The following is a 17773-nucleotide window of genomic DNA, read 5'->3' on the forward strand; positions in this document are numbered from 1 at the left end:
TTATTCACCTGTCTCCGTTTGGCGATTCGCCACGGGCGTCGCCCAGGGCTCTATTCCAAGTTCATCGATTATTGCATCGCCGAAATAGTTGACGAAGGCTGGGCTTGCTAAGCTGCGCCAGCGGTCATCCTCTTTTACCAGCATTAAAATATTCAGGTTGTTCTCTACCGCAAGCTGCATGCCCTTTTCACTGCCCACCACGGTTAACGCCGTCGCCCAAGCATCCGCCCAGGCATTGGAGGGGTGAAATACCGACACCGACGCCAGCTGGTGTTTAATGGGTCGCCCAGTACGGGGGTCCAAGAGGTGGGAGAAGCGCTCGCCGTCGACTTCAAAGTAATTGCGGTAGTCGCCTGACGTAGCGACCGACATCCCTTCTAAGGCAAGCACATGCTGCGCTTCTGGCACACCGCTCTGCGGCACTTCAATACCAATCCGCCAGGGTGTTTGTGCTTCAACGTCACGGTAACCGCGCGCAATCAGGCCGCCGCCAATATTCACCAAATAATTTTCGATGCCCTGCTGGTCGAGGTAAGCGGCCACGCGGTCAGTGGCGTGGCCTTTAGCCACGCCAGAAAGATCAGCAAAGACATCGCGAAGGCGCCGTGCCTGCATGCGCTGGGTATCCACTTCCACCGCATCGAAGCCGATGGTGGCCATGCGCTCGCTTAACTCTGCCTCGCTAGGTACCTCTTCTGGCCGAGCCTCGGGGCCGAAGCTCCATAGATTGACGACATCACCAATGGTGATATCAAACGCCCCGTCGCTGGCTTCCGCCACCGAGCGGCTAATGGCCATCACTTCGATCAGTTCGTTAGAGAGCGGCTGCCACTCATTCAGCGGCGATTGGTTAAACGCCACTAATTCAGAGTCATCCCGATAGGTGGACATCGCTTGGTCGACGTCTTCCATTTCAGCCAGTATGCCCTCTTCCAGCGCGCTGGCTTCCCCCTGAGTGAGCGAATCAACCAGGGTCATTTGGTAATAGGTGCCAAATATTCCGCCTTCAAAGCGCACCGGTGACTCCAGCGGCCGATCATTTTCTGAACAGCCCGCCAGCAAAACGCCCGCCAGTGTCGCAATGCCCACACGCCCTAGCGCGGTTTGATAGCCCTTCATTTGTTTTCCCTTAAATAAAGCGCGCCCGTTTAGAAGTGAAAAAACCACAGTAACCAGGCACCAAACAGCACCCGATACGCCACGAACGGCTGCATCCCCAGCTTTTTAATCACCACCAGGAAGTAATGAATGCATAAGTAAGCGCTGATCCCTGATAAAAGCGCCCCTACTAGCATAGCGGGTACATCGATTAAGTGAGGCGCTTTCAGCAGGTTGATCGCTTCAAGGCCACCCGCCAAAACAATCACCGGAATAGAGAGTAAAAACGAGAAGCGTGCGGCCCCTTCACGGTTCATGCCAACCATCAAGGCAGCCGTCATGGTGATACCAGAACGCGACGTACCTGGAATCAGCGCCAGCACCTGGGCTCCGCCGATAATCAGCACGTCCTTGAGGGTCAGTTGATACTCGCTGCGGGTGCCGCGCATTTTCCAATCGGCGTAGCCCAGCAGTAGCCCGAAGGCAATCAGGCTAATGCCGATAATTAAAGTGGAGCGCATATAGCCGGAAATAACATCGTGGAATAAAAAACCCACGATACATACTGGCAGCGTGGCAATGGTGACCCAAAAGGCTAGGCGCGCGTCTTCATCGACACCCTTTCCCCTCACCGCGGTCAGGCTGCTGACGACCATTTTCCAAATTTCCTGGCGAAAATAGATCACCACGGCGCTTAAACTGCCTAAATGCAGGGCAACATCGAAGGCAAGGCCTTGATCTTCCCAGGTGGTCAGCACCGGCACCAAAATGAGGTGGGCAGAGCTAGAAATAGGAAGGAATTCAGTGAGCCCTTGCACCACCGCCAATACCACCACCTGGAGCCAATCCATAGGTCATCCTGTCTGTATTACGTCATTAAATGATGTTTGCGCACCCGCAGTGGCGCTAAGGATACACATCCCGCCATTCATTGTCCGCCCTGGAGAAGGGTACGAATTCACAAGAGGGTATAGAGCTTATGCAGCGGTAAGCTACAATAGGCGTCTATTAGAAGTGTGCGTCCCTGCAAGGTACCTCATGACTCAGACCGTAGAAACGCCAGTGGTTCCCAATCGCGAGTTAGATAGCCAAGAGGCTAAGCGCGTGACCTATATCGGCGCTTGGCTGGACGGTTTGCTGAGCATTATTAAAGTAGCGGTCGGTTTTTTTGTCGGCTCTGCCGCGCTGATTGCCGACGGTATTCACTCGCTCTCTGATCTTGTCACCGATGGCTTTGTGTTGGCTGCCATTCACTATGGTCGCCAGGAGCCCGATAATGACCATCATTACGGCCATGGCCGAATCGAAACCCTCACCACACTGCTATTAGGCAGCGTCCTGATCTTCGTGGCCGGAGGCATTGCGTGGTCAAGCGTGGATCGCCTGTTGAGCGGCACAGAAGTGGGCGCCCCAGGCGCGCTTGCGATCGTCATCACGATACTGGCCCTGATTAGCAAAGAGTGGATTTTTCGCTACACCATGCGGGTCGCGAAACGCTTGAAATCCAAGCTTTTAGAAGCCAACGCTTGGCACTCGCGCAGCGACGCACTTTCAACCGCCGTGGTGCTGGTAGCTTTAGTGGGCGCGCAGTTTGGCTTGGGCTGGCTAGATGCTGTGGCCGCTATTATCGTTGGCCTGCTGGTCGGTAAAGTGGGTTTAGACCTGTTGTGGGAGTCCGCTCGCGAACTGGTCGACACCGCGTTACCCGAAACAGTACAGCAGCAGATGCACGACGTGGCGTGTAGCGTACCCGGCGTGGATAGCGTGCACGACCTGCGCACCCGTCAATCGGCAGGTTGGGTCATGGTCGATCTGCATGTGGTGGTAGGGCCTAAAATTACCGTCTCGGAAGCCCATGAAATCGGCAATGAAGTGAGCCGCCGTTTGCGCCACGAGTTTCCTCTGCTCACTGACGTTATCTTCCACGTTGACCCAGAAGATGACGCCGGTGAAGGCGACCCCAGCCGACTGCCAGGCCTGCCGCTGCGCCCGGAGGTGGAAGCCGCTCTTAACGAGCGCTGGTACACACACCCCGTATGGCGCACGTTAAATGAGCTTCAGCTCCATTATTTAGACGATAAGGTATCGGTCTCCCTGATCATCGGCGATGCGGTTCACCAGCCGCCTCAATGCCTAGCCAGCCAGCTAAAAGCGCTGGCCAGTGACATTGAGTGGCTGGGTCATGTGGAAGTGATGTTTATTACTCGCGCGGCCAGCAGCGCCATGCGTTAAGCCTCTTCTAAACGCCTGACAATATGGCCGTGGCAATACTGAAGTAAATCAGCACCCCGGAAGCATCAATCAGCGTGGTCACCAGCGGTGCAGAAGCGGTGGCAGGATCCACTTTAAAGCGTTCCAGCACAAACGGTAGACACATACCGATCATGCTGCCAAAGAGTACAATCGTGACCATACTCAGCGCGACGATGATCGCCACCGCTTCGCCGCCCCGGAAAATGCCAATGGGGGCAACAGCAATCGCCATGGTGAGCCCTAACGCGCCAGCCACCAGCAGCTCACGCCCCAACATCTTACTCCAGTCTTTCACGCCGATATCGCCCGTGGCCATGCCGCGCACCATCAGCGTAGCGGCTTGGGCACCCGCGTTTCCGCCACTGCCAATTAGTAAGGGTAAAAAGAACACTAGCGCGACCTGTGCCGCAATAGTGTCCTCAAAATACGCAATGCCTGCCCCGGAAAAGAGGTTGGCAAATACCAGCAGAACGAGCCAGAACACCCGCTTGCGATAAAGGCTCCACAGTCGCACCCGGCTAACGCCATCTTCCAACTGCCCAATGGACATCCCTTTGTGGATATCTTCAGTGGCCTCCGACTCAGCAACGTCCATGGCGTCATCGTGAGTCACGATACCTACCATACGGCCGTCAGTATCAATCACAGGCAGTGCCAGCAAATCGTAGCGGGCTACAATTCTTGCCACCTCCTCCTGCGCTTTATCCACAGGGGTTTTGATGACATCTTTGATCATGATGTCATCCACCAACGCCCCAGGGCGCGCGACCATCAGTTGGCGCAGTGACATAGTACCGATCAGTTGGCCGTCATTATCCAACACGTAAAGCTGGTAGACCGTTTCTGCATCAGGGGCGGTTTGGCGCACGCGCATCATCGCTTGCGACACCGTCATGCCACTGGCTATGGCCACATAGTCAGAGGTCATGATGGCGCCGGCCGTACCTTCCTCATAGCTGGCGAGGCGCTTTAAATCTTCTCGCTCTTGGTGCGCCATACGACGCAGCAGCGCTTCGCGGCGATCTTCCCCTAGCAGGTTAAACAAGTCCGCCCGCTCATCGGAGCCCATCTCTTCCAGCAGTTTGAGCACTTGGGTATCAGACAGCTCTCCCACCACCTCGAGCTGACTCTCTTTGGGCAGGTAACCCAGCACATTGGCCGCTCGCTCTGCGGAGAGAATCGCCAGCACGGCAAGGGCAGCCGACAGTGCTTCGTCCTCCTCAATCAGCTCTTCCAGCACCTCGCCAATATCGGCCGAGCGAATTTCCGCCAGCCGCTCGGCTAGCTGTGCTTTATTCGGCGCTTCTTGGGTAAGCTCTTCATGCAGCTCACTTTTTAAGGCTTGTAGGGCTTCTTCGTTGAGTGCCATCGCCATCTCCTTGTGTGCAGGCAAGCGCCGTACTGTTGAACCTACTTCTTTACTATCGGATAAAAAAAACGCCCCTTAAACCCTGTGACGGGTTCAAGGAGCGTTTTATTCACGCAGAGCGTGTTTTGTTAGCCTTTACCCGCCTTTTTACGCAGCTGCTGAATCGTTCGCAGCTGTGCAACGGCTTCGGCAAGTTCAGCGGCAGCGCGGGTATAATCCAGCTCCGCTGACTTCTCATTAAAGGCTTTCAGCGCCTGTTGACGCGCTTCTTCGGCAGCGGCCTCATCAAGGTCGCTCGCACGGGCCGCAGCGTCTGCCAGAATCGTGATGACATCTGGCTGGACTTCCATGAAACCACCCGAGACAAAGAAGTTTTCTTCCTTACCATCATCGTGGATCACGCGGATCGGGCCCGGCTGAAGCTCGGTCAGCAGCGGGGCGTGCCCCGGCAAAATGCCGAGGTCACCCATAATCCCGGAAGCAATTACCTGCTCAACTTTACCTGAGAAGATAGATGCTTCTGCGCTGACGATATTGCAAGTGAAGCTATTCGCCATAGCGAATCCCCCTAATGGACGGGATTACTTCTTCATCTGGTTGGCTTTTTCGACAGCTTCGTCGATGGAGCCGACCATGTAGAAGGCCTGTTCCGGAAGATCGTCATACTCACCCGCGAGGATGCCCTGGAAGCCACGGATGGTGTCTTTCAGCGACACGTATTTACCGGGCGAACCCGTAAATACCTCGGCTACGAAGAACGGCTGCGACAGGAAGCGCTGGATCTTACGCGCACGAGATACGGCCAGCTTGTCTTCATCAGACAGCTCGTCCATACCCAGAATCGCGATGATGTCCTTCAGTTCCTTATAACGCTGCAGAACGTTCTGAACGCCACGAGCAACGTCATAGTGCTCTTCGCCTACCACCAGCGGATCCAACTGACGTGAAGTGGAGTCCAGCGGGTCAATCGCGGGGTAGATACCCAGCTCAGCGATTGAACGCGCCAGTACCACGGTCGCATCCAGGTGGGAGAAAGTGGTCGCTGGCGACGGGTCAGTCAAGTCATCCGCAGGAACGTAAACGGCCTGTACGGAAGTGATAGAACCGGTTTTCGTAGAGGTGATACGTTCCTGCAGAACGCCCATCTCTTCGGCCAGTGTCGGCTGATAACCTACCGCAGACGGCATACGACCCAGCAGGGCAGATACTTCGGTACCCGCCAGGGTGTAACGGTAGATGTTATCGACGAACAGCAGAACGTCACGGCCTTCATCACGGAATTTCTCAGCGATGGTGAGACCAGTCAGCGCCACGCGCAGACGGTTGCCGGGCGGCTCGTTCATCTGACCATAGACCAGCGCTACCTTGTCGATAACGTTGGATTCGGTCATTTCATGATAGAAGTCGTTACCCTCACGCGTACGCTCACCTACACCGGCGAATACAGAGTAGCCGCTGTGCTCGGTGGCGATGTTGCGGATAAGCTCCATCATGTTAACGGTTTTACCTACACCCGCACCGCCGAACAGACCGACTTTACCGCCTTTCGCGAAGGGGCAAACCAGGTCGATTACTTTGATACCGGTTTCCAGCAGCTCGTTAGAGGCTGCCTGGTCGGCATAGCTCGGTGCTTTACGGTGGATCGGCATGCGCTCTTGCTCGCCGATCGGGCCAGCTTCATCAATCGGCTCGCCGAGCACGTTCATGATGCGACCCAGCGTTTCCTTACCTACCGGTACGGAAATCGCGGTACCTGTGTTGGTCACGTCCAAGCCACGCTTTAAGCCCTCAGTGGAGCCCATGGCAATGGTGCGCACCACGCCGTCGCCCAGCTGCTGCTGGACTTCGAGGATGGTCTCAACATCGGAGACCTTCAGCGCGTCGTAGACCTTGGGCACAGAGTCCCGCGGAAACTCTACGTCAATCACCGCGCCGATGATTTGTACGATACGTCCGCTCATCTTGGTTCCTCTCAAAAACCTGCAAATGAAACCTGTCTGCCGGGAGCCACCTAAGCGATGGCAGGCTCCCTAGGCGTTATACGGCTGAAGCGCCGCCGACGATCTCGGAAATTTCCTGGGTGATGGCGGCCTGACGGGCCTTGTTATAAACCATCTCCAGATCGTCGATCAGGTTGCCCGCGTTATCAGTGGCACTCTTCATAGCGATCATTCGGGCGGCCTGTTCGCACGCACCGTTTTCGACTACCGCCTGATACACCTGCGATTCGATGAATCGAACCAACAGGCTGTCTAGCAACGCCTTGGCATCCGGTTCATACAGGTAGTCCCAGCTTCCGGGACGGGCGTTTTCTTCGTCATGCTTAGCGTCTGCGCCCATATCGGACGACAGAGGAAGAAGCTGACGCACTACCGGCCGCTGCGTCATAGTGTTAACGAATTCGTTATACACCACGTACAGGCGGTCTAGGCGTCCTTCGTCGTACGCTTCGAGCATGACCTTAACACTACCGATCAGACCCTCGACGGTCGGTGACTCTCCTAATCCGCTTTTCGCAGCAATCAAGTTGCCGCCGTAGTTGCGGAAGAAAGCCCCTGCTTTCGAGCCGAGGGCGCAGAAGTCTAGCTCAGCGCCTTGCTGCTTCCAGGCAACAGCGTCTTTCACCACTGCCTTGAACAGGTTGACGTTTAAGCCGCCACACAGGCCACGGTCGGTGGAAACCACAATGTAACCAACGCGCTTTACCTCGTTGCGCTCGACCATATAGTCGTGCTTGTACTCGGGGTTTGCGTCAGCAATGTGGCCTACCACGTTACGAATCTGCTTGGCGTACGGCTGGCCAGCCTTCATCAGATCTTGCGCTTTACGCATTTTCGATGCAGCTACCATTTCCATGGCACTGGTAATCTTCTGCGTATTTTTAATGCTCCCGATCTGGGTGCGTATCTCTTTTGCAGCTGCCATAGCGATCTACCCTTCGTTCGTGGCTCTCAGAAAGCATGCAAGCCCGCCCGCAGGCGGGCCGGACATTACCAGCTCTGAGTCGCCTTGAACTTCTCGAGACCTGACTTCAAGCCGTCCTGAATCTCGCCATTGTAGTCGCCGGTCTGGTTGATCTTATCGAGCAGCTCGCTGTGCTCAGACTTCATGTAATCGTGCAGAGCACGTTCGAAGTCCAGCACCTTATCGACGCTCACGTCATCCAGGTAACCTTCGTTAGCGGCGTACAGAGACAGCGCCATTTCTGCAACTGACATCGGCGAGTACTGCTTCTGCTTCATCAGTTCGGTAACACGTTGACCGTGCTCAAGCTGCTTACGCGTCGCTTCATCAAGGTCAGAGGCAAACTGCGAGAATGCCGCCAGTTCGCGGTACTGAGCCAGGGCCAGACGAACACCGCCACCCAGCTTCTTGATGATTTTGGTCTGCGCAGCACCACCTACACGAGAAACCGAAAGACCTGCGTTAATCGCCGGACGAATACCGGAGTTAAACAGGTTGGTTTCCAGGAAGATCTGACCATCGGTGATGGAGATAACGTTGGTCGGAACGAACGCCGATACGTCACCACCTTGTGTTTCGATGATCGGCAGTGCGGTCAAGGAACCGGTTTTGCCTTTCACTTCACCGTTGGTGAACTTCTCAACGTAGTCAGCGTTAACGCGCGCAGCGCGCTCCAGCAGACGTGAGTGGAGATAGAAAACGTCACCCGGGTAAGCTTCACGACCCGGCGGACGACGCAGCAGCAGCGATACCTGACGGTACGCAACGGCCTGCTTGGAAAGATCGTCATACACGATCAGCGCGTCTTCACCACGGTCACGGAAGTACTCGCCCATGGTGCAGCCAGAGTAAGCGGCCAGGAACTGCATCGGTGCCGGGTCGGCAGCGCCTGCAGCGACGATGATGGTGTGTTCCAGCGCGCCGTGCTCTTCGAGCTTGCGAACGACGTTAGCAATGGTCGACTGCTTCTGACCAATCGCTACGTAGACACAGGTCACGCCTTTGCCTTTCTGGTTGATGATCGCATCGATGGCAATGGCAGATTTACCAATCTGACGGTCACCGATGATCAGCTCACGCTGACCACGACCGATTGGCACCATGGCATCGATAGATTTCAGACCGGTTTGGATCGGCTCGTCAACGGACTGACGGGTAATAACGCCAGGCGCTACTTTTTCTACCGCGTCGGTCAGTTTAGCGTTGATCTCGCCTTTGCCATCGATGGGGTTACCCAGCGCATCGACAACGCGACCAATCAGCTCAGGGCCTACCGGAACTTCCAGAATGCGACCGGTACACTGAGCGGTCATGCCTTCTTCAAGCTGCAGGTAGTCACCCAGGACAACGGCACCGACGGAGTCACGCTCCAGGTTCAGTACCATGCCAAAGATGCTGTTGGGGAATTCGATCATTTCACCAAACATCGCGTCTTCGAGGCCGTGAATTTTCACGATACCGTCGGAAACGCTGACGATGGTGCCCTGATTACGGGCTTCGGATGCGACGTCAAGCTTCTCAATTCGCTGCTTGATGATGTCGCTGATCTCGGAAGGATTCAGTTGCTGCATGCCATGTCCCTCAGACTCAAGCGGTCAGCGCTTCGGAAAGTCGGTTCAATCGACCACGCACCGAACCATCAATGACGGTATCGCCGGCACGCAGGATGACACCGCCAATCAGCGCCTTGTCCACCTGAGTAGTAATGGAGATTTCGCGATTCAGACGTTTCTTGAGCGCGGTTGCTAGCTTGGTCTGCTGTTGGCTGTCCAACGCATAGGCGGACGTCACCAGTACCTCAACACGCTGCTCATGTTCGGCACGCAGGTGCTCGAACTGCTCAGCGATAAAGGGTAGGGCCATCAAGCGACCTTGGTCGGCCAGGGTATCCAAAAAGCGCGACACGTCGGCATTCTGCTCCGGTAACATATCGGAAAGCAGGGTTACCTTTTTGTCGTTCTCAAGCTTTGGACTACCCAACAAGCGACGAACGTCGCTATTGGCAACCGCAGTGCTTAAAAAACCAAACGCCTGGGACCAGCTATCAAGCGCCTCATGATCACGCGCGTATTCAAACGCCGCCTTAGCGTAAGGACGAGCGACGGTAAGTAATTCCGCCATGGGTCACCTCCTTACAGTTCAGCAGCAAGCTCATCAAGTAACTTGCGATGTGCTTTCTCGTCGACCGAAGCTTCTAATACACGCTCGGCACCAAGGATGGCGAGGTGAGAAACCTGGGCACGAAGCTCGTCTTTTGCACGATTTACTTCTTGCTCAATTTCGGAACGAGCGCTTGCCATCAGGCGTTCGCCTTCAGCGCGAGCCTGTTCGCGTGCTTCTTCGATCATCTGAGCAGAGCGCTTGTTGGCTTGCTCGAGAATTTGAGAAGCCTGCTCCTTGCTTTCACGCAGCGTTTGCTCAGCGCGCTCTTGAGCTAACTCAAGGTCGCGAGTCGCACGGCTGGCTGCGTCTAAGCCATCAGCAATTTTCTTCTGACGCTCGTGAAGCGCGTTGCTGATCGGAGGCCACACATACTTTATGCAAAACCAGACAAAGATCGCGAAGGCGATCGTCTGCCCGATAAGCGTCATGTTGATATTCACAGGGATGTACCTCTGACAAGTTCGTGGCGACCGGAGTGAAACAAAACCGAGCGGATGTCCGCTCGGTTAAGCTGCATTAACCGGCGACAACGAAGATCAGGTACATCGCGATACCAACACCGATCATCGGAACGGCGTCAAGCAGACCGGCCATGATGAAGGTTTTGGTTTGCAGCTGGTCGCCCAGTTCCGGCTGACGCGCAGTAGACTCAAGCAGTTTGCCGCCCAGAAGAGCGAAGCCAATGCCGGTAGCCAGTGCGCCCAGACCGATGATGATGGCAGCTGAGAGATAAACCATTTCCATGATGTTGCTCCTGAGTTTAAGTTTTGGTTAAGGGTTGAGGGTTAATGAAAACGTCGTTGCTTGGTTTTAGTGATGTTCGTGCGCCGCGCTGAGGTATACAACCGACAGCGTGGTGAAAATAAAGGCCTGCAGCGTTACCACAAGGATGTGGAAGATGGCCCATGGCACGTCCAACAGCCAGATTGCCCAGAACGGCAGTAGAGCAATCAGAATAAAGATAACCTCACCGGCAAACATGTTACCGAACAGACGCAGGCCGAGGCCTAACGGCTTCACCAGCAGGCCAATCACTTCAAGTACCAGGTTGAAGGGGATCAGCGCCCAGTGATTGAACGGCGTCAGCGACAGCTCTTTGGCAAAACCACCGGCACCTTTGACTTTAATGCTGTAGTAAATAATCAGGCAGAACACGCCCAGCGCCATACCCAGCGTGGCGTTCGGGTCAGTGGTCGGTACAATTTTCATGTACTCAACGCCTAACCGTTTAAAGAGCTCAGGGCCATAGTCGACCGGAATAATTTTCAGCGTGTTCATGAGCAAAATCCACACGAACAGCGTCAGTGCCAGCGGGGCAATGACCGGATTACGGCCATGGAACGTCGCGCGGGTGAGGTTCTCGATGAACTCAACCACCATTTCAACAGCGTTTTGCAGGCCGCTAGGAACGCCCGTTGTTGCTGCTTTACCGGCTTTACGGAAAATCCAGATAAACAGGAGGCCCATGGCGATCGACCAGCCCATGGTGTCCAGGTGAATGGCCCAAAAGCCCATTTCACGAGCTTCTTCGGCGGAGTGCGCCAGCGACCAGCCATTCTCTGGATGTTTACCAAAGGTCAGGTTCTGCAAGTGGTGCTGGATATAGTAAGTCGACGAGACTTCGTTTCCTGCGGCCATAGACATGTCACCTCAATCAGTTGTGCGATTTCCCAGGCATTAACCAAGGTGCAAGCCAATGCGTTAGAACAATCGCAACATAAGCACTAAAAAAGAAAGCGGGGTTTGAGGGAGGCACTACCACGAACACCAAAGCAAACAGTGCCACCGTCAAACCAAACTTACCTGCCTCGGCGCGAAACAGGACCATAGCGCCTGGAGAACGACGCGTTTTACCAAAAATTCCCATGCGCTGTATAAAGAAAGCGTGTGGCAGCAACGCTACCAATGCTCCCGTTATGACCGACAGCACCCCTGGCATCTGGGCTACCGGATAAGCCAGCAGTACTCCAAGCAGCATCACCACGAGCTGGGCGCAGGTTAGCCGAGCGAAGTAGGCTCGCTGCCGCTGGGTTTCAATTCGCTGCATAAGCTTTCAACATATCGCTAGTAAGCAAATGATTCCCCAGCGCGTTAGATGGGTTGCTGCCGATGTGCCTTTCAAGCGCATCGATAAGCAACCTGCACAAATCTTGCGCGATTATAGGGAAGCGCTATCACACCTTCAACCGAAGTTGCACGGAATTCGCGCGTTTCAGCGCCGACTTGCGACCAAAGGGCTAAAAACAGGCCATATCTTTCATTAGCGTGCTATTTAATGTGCGCTAGAATTCCATCCAGCTCTTCAAGGCTTGTATAACGAATAGTGACTCGGCCTTTGCCTTTTTGACCATGATCAATCGAAACAGGCGCACCGAGAATTTCGCCCAGGTGGGTTTCTAAGCGGGCCACATCCGGAGTCTTGGCCGCTTGCTTGGCGGTCGGCGCAGGTGCCTGATTGGTTTGAACCTTTTTCACCAGCGCTTCGGTATCGCGCACGGTAAGGTCTTTATTGACCACTTCGTGGGCGACTTGGCGCTGCTGTGCACTGGTTAACGAGAGCAGTGCGCGAGCGTGACCCATATCTAAATCGCCCCGCTCTAGCAGGGTTTGCACCTCTGGGTCGAGGGCCAGCAGACGAAGTAAGTTGGCAACCTGGGTACGGGACTTACCCACTGCATCGGCAATCTGTTGCTGAGTGAGTTCAAATTCATCGCCCAAACGCTTCAGCGCAATTGCTTCTTCAATGGCGTTGAGGTTTTCCCGCTGGATGTTTTCAATCAGCGCTAGGGCCAGCGCAACTTCATCACTCACATGGCGTATGACCGCCGGAATAACATCCAACTCAGCCAGTTGCGCGGCGCGCCAGCGACGCTCACCGGCAATAATTTCATAGCGATCTTTACCTACCGGACGCACCACGATGGGCTGCATCACGCCTTGGGCACGGATCGAGTCGGCAAGCTCTTCCAGGGCTTCGGGCTGGATGTCTCGGCGGGGCTGATACTTTCCGCGCATCAGTTGCCCAAGTGGCAGACGCTCCAAGCGTTCAGCCATTGCGTCATCCACCGCCACGTCTGGCACCGGAGCGTCGGCGCTCTCAAGCGTTGCGCCACCGGTCAGGTCTAAACTGTCACGACGACGTGCGCCCGCACCAATCAGGGCATCCAGGCCACGTCCTAGCGCGCGTTTACGCGTCATTCGCTTTCCCTCGTACTTTTAACGTTACGTGCTTTGAACGCTACAGCGGCAACCGTTACAACGACAGACGCCGAATCATCTCTTTGGCCAGCACGCGATAGGCTTGGCTACCCCGCGAAAAACGCGCGTATTGGGTGACCGGTACGCCGTGGCTTGGCGCTTCAGCGACTTTCACGTTGCGCGGAATCGTCGTTTTCAAAAGCGCATCGCCGAAAAAGTCGCGTAGCTGCTTATCCACTTCGCGGGTGAGACTGGTGCGCTTATCGTACATGGTGCGCAGAATGCCAGAGACGGCAAGCTCAGGATTCACGCTTTGTTTGATCTGCTCCACCGTATCCAGCAGCGCCGAGAGCCCCTCTAGGGCATAAAACTCACACTGTAGCGGAATCAGTACGCCATGGGCGGCAGTGAGTGCGTTCACCGTCAGCATATTCAGCGACGGCGGGCAGTCGATCAGCACCACGTCGTAATCGTCCGCGACGCTGGCGAGCGCGAGCGATAGGCGGCTTTGGCGCTGATCGCTATCCAGTAATTCGACTTCTGCTGCAGTGAGGTCGCCGTTACCGGGTAGAACGTCATAGTGAACCGGCAGCCCGCGAACGATAACCTCACCTGCAGTGGCTTCACCAAGCAACACATCCAGCACGCTTTTATCAAGATCGTACTTGTCAATCCCGCTACCCATGCTGGCATGGCCCTGTGGGTCCAAATCCACCAGCAGTACGCGGCGGTCAAGAGCAGCCAGGCTGGCGGCCAGGTTAACGGCTGAAGTGGTCTTGCCCACGCCGCCTTTTTGGTTGGTCAGGGCAATGATCTGGCTCACTACTCAACTCCTTTTGGGGTCAGGATCAACAGCTGCCGCTCGGCCGTTTCAAAGGGTATATTCAACAGGTGGCGCTCGCTGAGTTCAATGCCTTCCGGCAGGTCACGCAGCTCGTCATCGGCACCAGGGCCTTTCATTGCTAGCCACTGGCCATTTGCAGATGGCAGGGGACGCGTTAGCGTCACGAAATCCACCAAACTGGCAAACGCACGTGAGATCACCTGATCAAAGTGCTGGCCGGCGAACTGCTCTACCCGTGCCTGAGTAGGCGTCACGTTCGTCAGCGCCAACTCCATCACCGCTTGGCGCTGGAAGCGGACTTTCTTGCCATTGCTATCCAGCAGCGTCACCTGAAGCTCGGGCTTCATAATCGCTAGTACCAAGCCGGGTAACCCAGGCCCTGCCCCCACATCCAGCAGCGTTGGGCCGTGAACGTAGGGAGCAACGGCGGCGCTATCCAGTACGTGACGCGAGACCATTTCTTCAACATCACGCACTGCGGTGAGGTTATAAGCCCGGTTCCACTTGTGCAACAGCGCCAGTAAACCAAGCAGCTGTTCTCTCTGTTCAGCGCTGATGATTACCCCCAGCGCTGACAGGCCTTGATCAAGTCGTGGTGCAACGCCATTGGGTAAGCTGTTGACCAGCGGCTGGAGTCGACTCATCCGTTGGCCACCTCGGCGTTGGTAATCAGGCGGCGTTTTTTCAGATGCACGAGCAGAATCGATATGGCTGCGGGCGTTACCCCAGAAATCCTGGCTGCATGTGCAAGGGTTTCTGGACGGGTGTCGCTGAGTTTTTGGCGAATCTCGTTGGAGAGACCTTCCACCCGATGATAATCAAGCTCTGCAGGCAGCGGCGTAGCTTCATGACGCTTAAGCTTATCGATCTCATCCTGCTGACGATCAATATAGCCCTGATATTTGGCTTGAATTTGCACCTGTTCGGCCACGGCTTCGTCGTGTACGTCACCGCTTTCCATACCAGGAAGCGAAGTAATATCGGCATACGTCAGCTCAGGGCGTTTCAGCAAATCGCTTAAGCAGTACTCTCGGGGTAGCGGCCTGCCGGTTTTTTCAGCGATTTTTTCCGCCGCCGGGCTATTGGGCTGCACCCAAGCGGTAGCCAAGCGTGCAGTTTCCCGCTCGATGGCTTCGCGCTTTTGACTAAACGCTGCCCAGCGGGTGTCGTCGACTAAGCCCAGCTCGCGGCCTTTTTCGGTCAGGCGCAGATCGGCATTATCTTCACGCAGCAGCAGGCGGTATTCCGCCCGCGAAGTAAACATGCGGTAGGGCTCTTTGGTGCCCATGGTGATTAAGTCGTCTACCAAAACGCCTAGGTAGGCTTCATCACGGCGGGGATACCAAGCGTCAAGCTGTCTAGCGCGGCGAGCGGCGTTTAAGCCCGCCAGTAGCCCTTGGGCACCCGCTTCTTCATAACCGGTTGTGCCGTTGATCTGTCCGGCAAAAAACAGGTTGTGGATAAACTTGGTTTCCAGCGAGTGTTTCAAATCCCGCGGATCAAAGAAATCGTACTCAATGGCATAGCCAGGACGCGTAATGTGCGCGTTTTCTAACCCTTTGATGGAGCGGACCACCTGTAGCTGCACATCAAACGGCAATGAGGTCGAGATGCCGTTGGGATAAAGCTCGTGGGTATCCAGGCCTTCAGGCTCGATGAACACCTGATGGCTCGATTTGTCGGCAAAGCGGTGCACTTTGTCTTCAATCGAGGGGCAGTAGCGCGGGCCGATCCCTTCAATCACGCCAGAGTACATTGGCGAGCGATCCAAGTTACCCAGAATAATCTCGTGGGTGCGCTCGTTGGTGTGCGCGATATGGCAGCTCACCTGCTGGGGATGCATCTCCCGCGAGCCGAGGTAAGACATCACCGGCGTTGGGGTATCGCCCGGCTGCTCTTCCAACTGCGAAAAATCGACGGTTTTGGCATCGATACGCGGCGGCGTGCCGGTTTTGAGCCGGTCAACGTGAAACGGCAACGCACGCAGTCGTTCTGCCAGCGCGTTGGAGGGCGGATCACCCGCGCGGCCTCCGCGGCTTTGATCCAACCCGATGTGGATAACGCCACCCAGGAAGGTACCGGTTGAGAGCACAACGGATTCCGCGTGAAAGTGAATGCCGGTTTCAGTTACGACGCCGCGCACGGTGTCGTTATCCACAATGAGATCACCGGCCGCCTGCTGAAAAATTGTCAGGTTGGGCTGGTTTTCCAGCATCCCGCGAATGGCTGCTTTGTAGCGGATGCGGTCGGCCTGGGCACGGGTTGCACGTACCGCTGGCCCTTTGCGTGCGTTGAGCACGCGAAACTGGATGCCGCCTAAATCCGTGGCTAGCCCCATTGCACCGCCGAGCGCATCAATTTCTTTCACCAAATGGCTCTTGCCGATACCGCCAATGGCGGGATTGCACGACATTTGGCCAAGCGTCTCGATGTTGTGGGTTAGCAATAGGGTTTGACAGCCCATACGAGCAGAGGCCAGTGCGGCTTCAGTTCCCGCATGGCCACCGCCGATGACAATCACGTCAAAGCGGTCGGGGTAGTTCAAGAGACACCTCGTCTTGCGCCTGTTGGCACGGATGATGTGGTCAGCGATTCAGCGCTGTTGGAATAAGCCCGCCAGTATAAACCTCCTGTGGGTAACCGTCAGGTTTTTCCACACCCCAACCTAAGGGTTCAGTCTTTATTAATAACAAAATAAAAATAAATAAGAGAAGTTCTGTTGATGTAGTAACTACTGGTGTGGACAAAATCTGTTGATAAGTCTACTAACGCTATTTTTATCAACATTTTACATTGTTGACCTTTAGGTGATTAAGCAGCGTAGTGCCTGCGTAGAAGCGGTGTTGGAGCTGTGGATGAAAGTGCGACTTACCCACAAGGCTGACTGACAACGGGTTATCCACCGATGGGTACCTGGCTTGTTACCGCACCTGTGAACAACCTGCTTCATATACTCAAATCATGCTGATAAGCGCTCATGGTGGGCTTCGTGGCGAAGTAGCGAAGAGCGTGTAAAAAATAGTATCCACAGGCAAAAAAAATGGCCTGTCATGAAGACAGGCCATTAGATAGGACGTTTTAAGCGCAATATTGGCTATTTAAGAACACATGGTTAGCACGACATTAGTGCTTCAGTACCCGTGCCAGGAACGATTGAGTGCGTTCGTGTTGAGGAGCATCAAACAGCTGCTCGGGAGTGCCTTGTTCAGCAATTTCGCCTTTATGGATAAAGATGATGCGGTCGGCCACCTCACGGGCAAAGCCCATTTCGTGGGTAACGATCACCATGGTCATGCCTTCTTTGGCAAGCTCCCGCATGGCATCCAGCACTTCACCAATCATCTCGGGGTCGAGGGCTGAGGTTGGCTCATCGAACAGCATGAGGCGCGGCTCCATGGCCAGCGCACGGGCCAGCGCCACACGCTGCTGCTGGCCGCCGGAGAGCTGGCTGGGGTACTTATTTGCCTGATCGGCAATACCTACGCGATCAAGCAGCCGCTTAGCGGTCTCTTCGGCGTCCTGGCGGCTCCAGCCACGCACCTTCATCGGTGCGAGAGTGACATTATCGAGCACGCTAAGATGCGGGAACAGATTGAACTGCTGAAACACCATACCCACTTCGGTGCGGATGGTTTGCAGCGCCTGACTGCTTTTACCGTTGGGTAGCAGCGTATTGCCGTCCACATCCAGGCTGCCCGACTGAAACTCTTCCAAGCCGTTGATACAGCGAATGAGCGTGGATTTACCGGAACCGCTGGCCCCGATGACCACGACGACTTCACCAGGCACAATTTCCAGGTCGATATCATTGAGTACGTGCAGGCTGCCAAAGTGCTTGTGGAGCTTTTGCATACGCACAATAGGCGTTTGAGTAGAGGTCATTG

18 protein-coding genes are annotated in these 17773 nt (G+C 55.3%); 1 reads left to right on the plus strand and 17 read right to left on the minus strand.

Features of this window, described 5'->3' with window-relative positions:
* On the minus strand, positions 1 to 1119 hold the full coding sequence (locus tag R0J87_RS14985; protein WP_404344349.1) for an FAD:protein FMN transferase: 1119 nt from the start codon (positions 1117 to 1119) through the stop codon (positions 1 to 3).
* A 29-nt stretch (positions 1120 to 1148) separates the two neighbouring features.
* Positions 1149 to 1949 (minus strand): undecaprenyl-diphosphate phosphatase, encoded by an 801-nt coding sequence (locus tag R0J87_RS14990; RefSeq protein WP_404344350.1) that lies wholly within the window; start codon positions 1947 to 1949, stop codon positions 1149 to 1151.
* Positions 1950 to 2136: 187 nt separating this feature from the next.
* On the opposite strand from R0J87_RS14990, the gene R0J87_RS14995 reads away from it, so the two are divergent.
* On the plus strand, positions 2137 to 3330 hold the full coding sequence (locus R0J87_RS14995; protein ID WP_404344351.1) for a cation diffusion facilitator family transporter: 1194 nt from the start codon (positions 2137 to 2139) through the stop codon (positions 3328 to 3330).
* Between the two features lie 7 nt (positions 3331 to 3337).
* Here the strand turns inward: R0J87_RS14995 and mgtE are convergent, their stop codons facing one another.
* The 15 genes from mgtE to R0J87_RS15070 form a co-directional block, all read right to left on the minus strand.
* Positions 3338 to 4720: a magnesium transporter gene (gene mgtE / locus R0J87_RS15000; protein ID WP_404464596.1), complete on the minus strand. Its 1383-nt coding sequence runs from the start codon at positions 4718 to 4720 to the stop codon at positions 3338 to 3340.
* A gap of 128 nt (positions 4721 to 4848) precedes the next feature.
* On the minus strand, positions 4849 to 5277 hold the full coding sequence (locus R0J87_RS15005; protein ID WP_498887130.1) for a F0F1 ATP synthase subunit epsilon: 429 nt from the start codon (positions 5275 to 5277) through the stop codon (positions 4849 to 4851).
* A 24-nt stretch (positions 5278 to 5301) separates the two neighbouring features.
* The gene (atpD, locus tag R0J87_RS15010) at positions 5302 to 6681 is read right to left on the minus strand and encodes a F0F1 ATP synthase subunit beta (protein WP_188639548.1); all 1380 of its coding nucleotides are present in this window, start codon (positions 6679 to 6681) and stop codon (positions 5302 to 5304) included.
* A 76-nt stretch (positions 6682 to 6757) separates the two neighbouring features.
* Positions 6758 to 7645: a F0F1 ATP synthase subunit gamma gene (atpG, locus tag R0J87_RS15015; RefSeq protein WP_044628604.1), complete on the minus strand. Its 888-nt coding sequence runs from the start codon at positions 7643 to 7645 to the stop codon at positions 6758 to 6760.
* A 65-nt stretch (positions 7646 to 7710) separates the two neighbouring features.
* A complete protein-coding gene (gene atpA / locus R0J87_RS15020; RefSeq protein WP_287837440.1) occupies positions 7711 to 9255 on the minus strand; it encodes a F0F1 ATP synthase subunit alpha in 1545 nt (514 codons plus the stop codon).
* A 16-nt stretch (positions 9256 to 9271) separates the two neighbouring features.
* A complete protein-coding gene (locus R0J87_RS15025) occupies positions 9272 to 9805 on the minus strand; it encodes a F0F1 ATP synthase subunit delta (RefSeq protein ID WP_498887133.1) in 534 nt (177 codons plus the stop codon).
* An 11-nt stretch (positions 9806 to 9816) separates the two neighbouring features.
* The gene (locus R0J87_RS15030) at positions 9817 to 10287 is read right to left on the minus strand and encodes a F0F1 ATP synthase subunit B (protein WP_044628601.1); all 471 of its coding nucleotides are present in this window, start codon (positions 10285 to 10287) and stop codon (positions 9817 to 9819) included.
* Positions 10288 to 10363: 76 nt separating this feature from the next.
* A complete protein-coding gene (atpE, locus tag R0J87_RS15035) occupies positions 10364 to 10591 on the minus strand; it encodes a F0F1 ATP synthase subunit C (protein WP_007112217.1) in 228 nt (75 codons plus the stop codon).
* Between the two features lie 66 nt (positions 10592 to 10657).
* Positions 10658 to 11485 (minus strand): F0F1 ATP synthase subunit A, encoded by an 828-nt coding sequence (gene atpB, locus R0J87_RS15040; protein WP_044628644.1) that lies wholly within the window; start codon positions 11483 to 11485, stop codon positions 10658 to 10660.
* A gap of 16 nt (positions 11486 to 11501) precedes the next feature.
* Positions 11502 to 11894: an ATP synthase subunit I gene (locus tag R0J87_RS15045; protein WP_054640720.1), complete on the minus strand. Its 393-nt coding sequence runs from the start codon at positions 11892 to 11894 to the stop codon at positions 11502 to 11504.
* A 221-nt stretch (positions 11895 to 12115) separates the two neighbouring features.
* Positions 12116 to 13045, minus strand: coding sequence for a ParB/RepB/Spo0J family partition protein (locus R0J87_RS15050; protein WP_490175486.1), 930 nt, complete (start codon positions 13043 to 13045; stop codon positions 12116 to 12118).
* Between the two features lie 55 nt (positions 13046 to 13100).
* Positions 13101 to 13868, minus strand: coding sequence for a ParA family protein (locus tag R0J87_RS15055; RefSeq protein ID WP_498887137.1), 768 nt, complete (start codon positions 13866 to 13868; stop codon positions 13101 to 13103).
* Entirely contained in the window at positions 13868 to 14533 is a 666-nt protein-coding gene (rsmG, locus tag R0J87_RS15060) for a 16S rRNA (guanine(527)-N(7))-methyltransferase RsmG (protein WP_498887138.1), read from the minus strand. The genes R0J87_RS15055 and rsmG overlap by 1 nt, the downstream gene beginning before the upstream one ends.
* Complete coding sequence (gene mnmG / locus R0J87_RS15065) at positions 14530 to 16434, minus strand: tRNA uridine-5-carboxymethylaminomethyl(34) synthesis enzyme MnmG (protein WP_498887140.1); 1905 nt, start codon at positions 16432 to 16434, stop codon at positions 14530 to 14532. The genes rsmG and mnmG overlap by 4 nt, the downstream gene beginning before the upstream one ends.
* Positions 16435 to 17012: 578 nt before the next feature.
* Positions 17013 to 17771 carry an amino acid ABC transporter ATP-binding protein gene (locus R0J87_RS15070; RefSeq protein ID WP_399841232.1) on the minus strand — a complete coding sequence of 253 codons (759 nt, stop codon included), beginning with the start codon at positions 17769 to 17771 and terminating at the stop codon, positions 17013 to 17015.
* Positions 17772 to 17773 lie beyond the last annotated feature (2 nt).

It is taken from the genome of Halomonas sp. SIMBA_159, assembly GCF_046536035.1.
Lineage (GTDB): Bacteria > Pseudomonadota > Gammaproteobacteria > Pseudomonadales > Halomonadaceae > Vreelandella > Vreelandella venusta_A.

Excerpts from the sequence above, each read along its gene's own strand:
- atpG (WP_044628604.1), bottom strand. The coding sequence starts at position 7,645 with ATGGCAGCTGCAAAAGAGATACGCACCCAGATCGGGAGCATTAAAAAT.
- R0J87_RS15050 (WP_490175486.1), bottom strand. The coding sequence starts at position 13,045 with ATGACGCGTAAACGCGCGCTAGGACGTGGCCTGGATGCCCTGATTGGT.
- atpA (WP_287837440.1), bottom strand. The coding sequence starts at position 9,255 with ATGCAGCAACTGAATCCTTCCGAGATCAGCGACATCATCAAGCAGCGA.
- atpE (WP_007112217.1), bottom strand. The coding sequence starts at position 10,591 with ATGGAAATGGTTTATCTCTCAGCTGCCATCATCATCGGTCTGGGCGCA.
- atpD (WP_188639548.1), bottom strand. The coding sequence starts at position 6,681 with ATGAGCGGACGTATCGTACAAATCATCGGCGCGGTGATTGACGTAGAG.
- R0J87_RS15025 (WP_498887133.1), bottom strand. The coding sequence starts at position 9,805 with ATGGCGGAATTACTTACCGTCGCTCGTCCTTACGCTAAGGCGGCGTTT.
- R0J87_RS14990 (WP_404344350.1), bottom strand. The coding sequence starts at position 1,949 with ATGGATTGGCTCCAGGTGGTGGTATTGGCGGTGGTGCAAGGGCTCACT.
- R0J87_RS15070 (WP_399841232.1), bottom strand. The coding sequence starts at position 17,771 with ATGACCTCTACTCAAACGCCTATTGTGCGTATGCAAAAGCTCCACAAG.
- atpB (WP_044628644.1), bottom strand. The coding sequence starts at position 11,485 with ATGGCCGCAGGAAACGAAGTCTCGTCGACTTACTATATCCAGCACCAC.
- rsmG (WP_498887138.1), bottom strand. The coding sequence starts at position 14,533 with ATGAGTCGACTCCAGCCGCTGGTCAACAGCTTACCCAATGGCGTTGCA.
- R0J87_RS14995 (WP_404344351.1), top strand. The coding sequence starts at position 2,137 with ATGACTCAGACCGTAGAAACGCCAGTGGTTCCCAATCGCGAGTTAGAT.
- R0J87_RS15005 (WP_498887130.1), bottom strand. The coding sequence starts at position 5,277 with ATGGCGAATAGCTTCACTTGCAATATCGTCAGCGCAGAAGCATCTATC.
- R0J87_RS15045 (WP_054640720.1), bottom strand. The coding sequence starts at position 11,894 with ATGCAGCGAATTGAAACCCAGCGGCAGCGAGCCTACTTCGCTCGGCTA.
- mgtE (WP_404464596.1), bottom strand. The coding sequence starts at position 4,720 with ATGGCACTCAACGAAGAAGCCCTACAAGCCTTAAAAAGTGAGCTGCAT.
- R0J87_RS14985 (WP_404344349.1), bottom strand. The coding sequence starts at position 1,119 with ATGAAGGGCTATCAAACCGCGCTAGGGCGTGTGGGCATTGCGACACTG.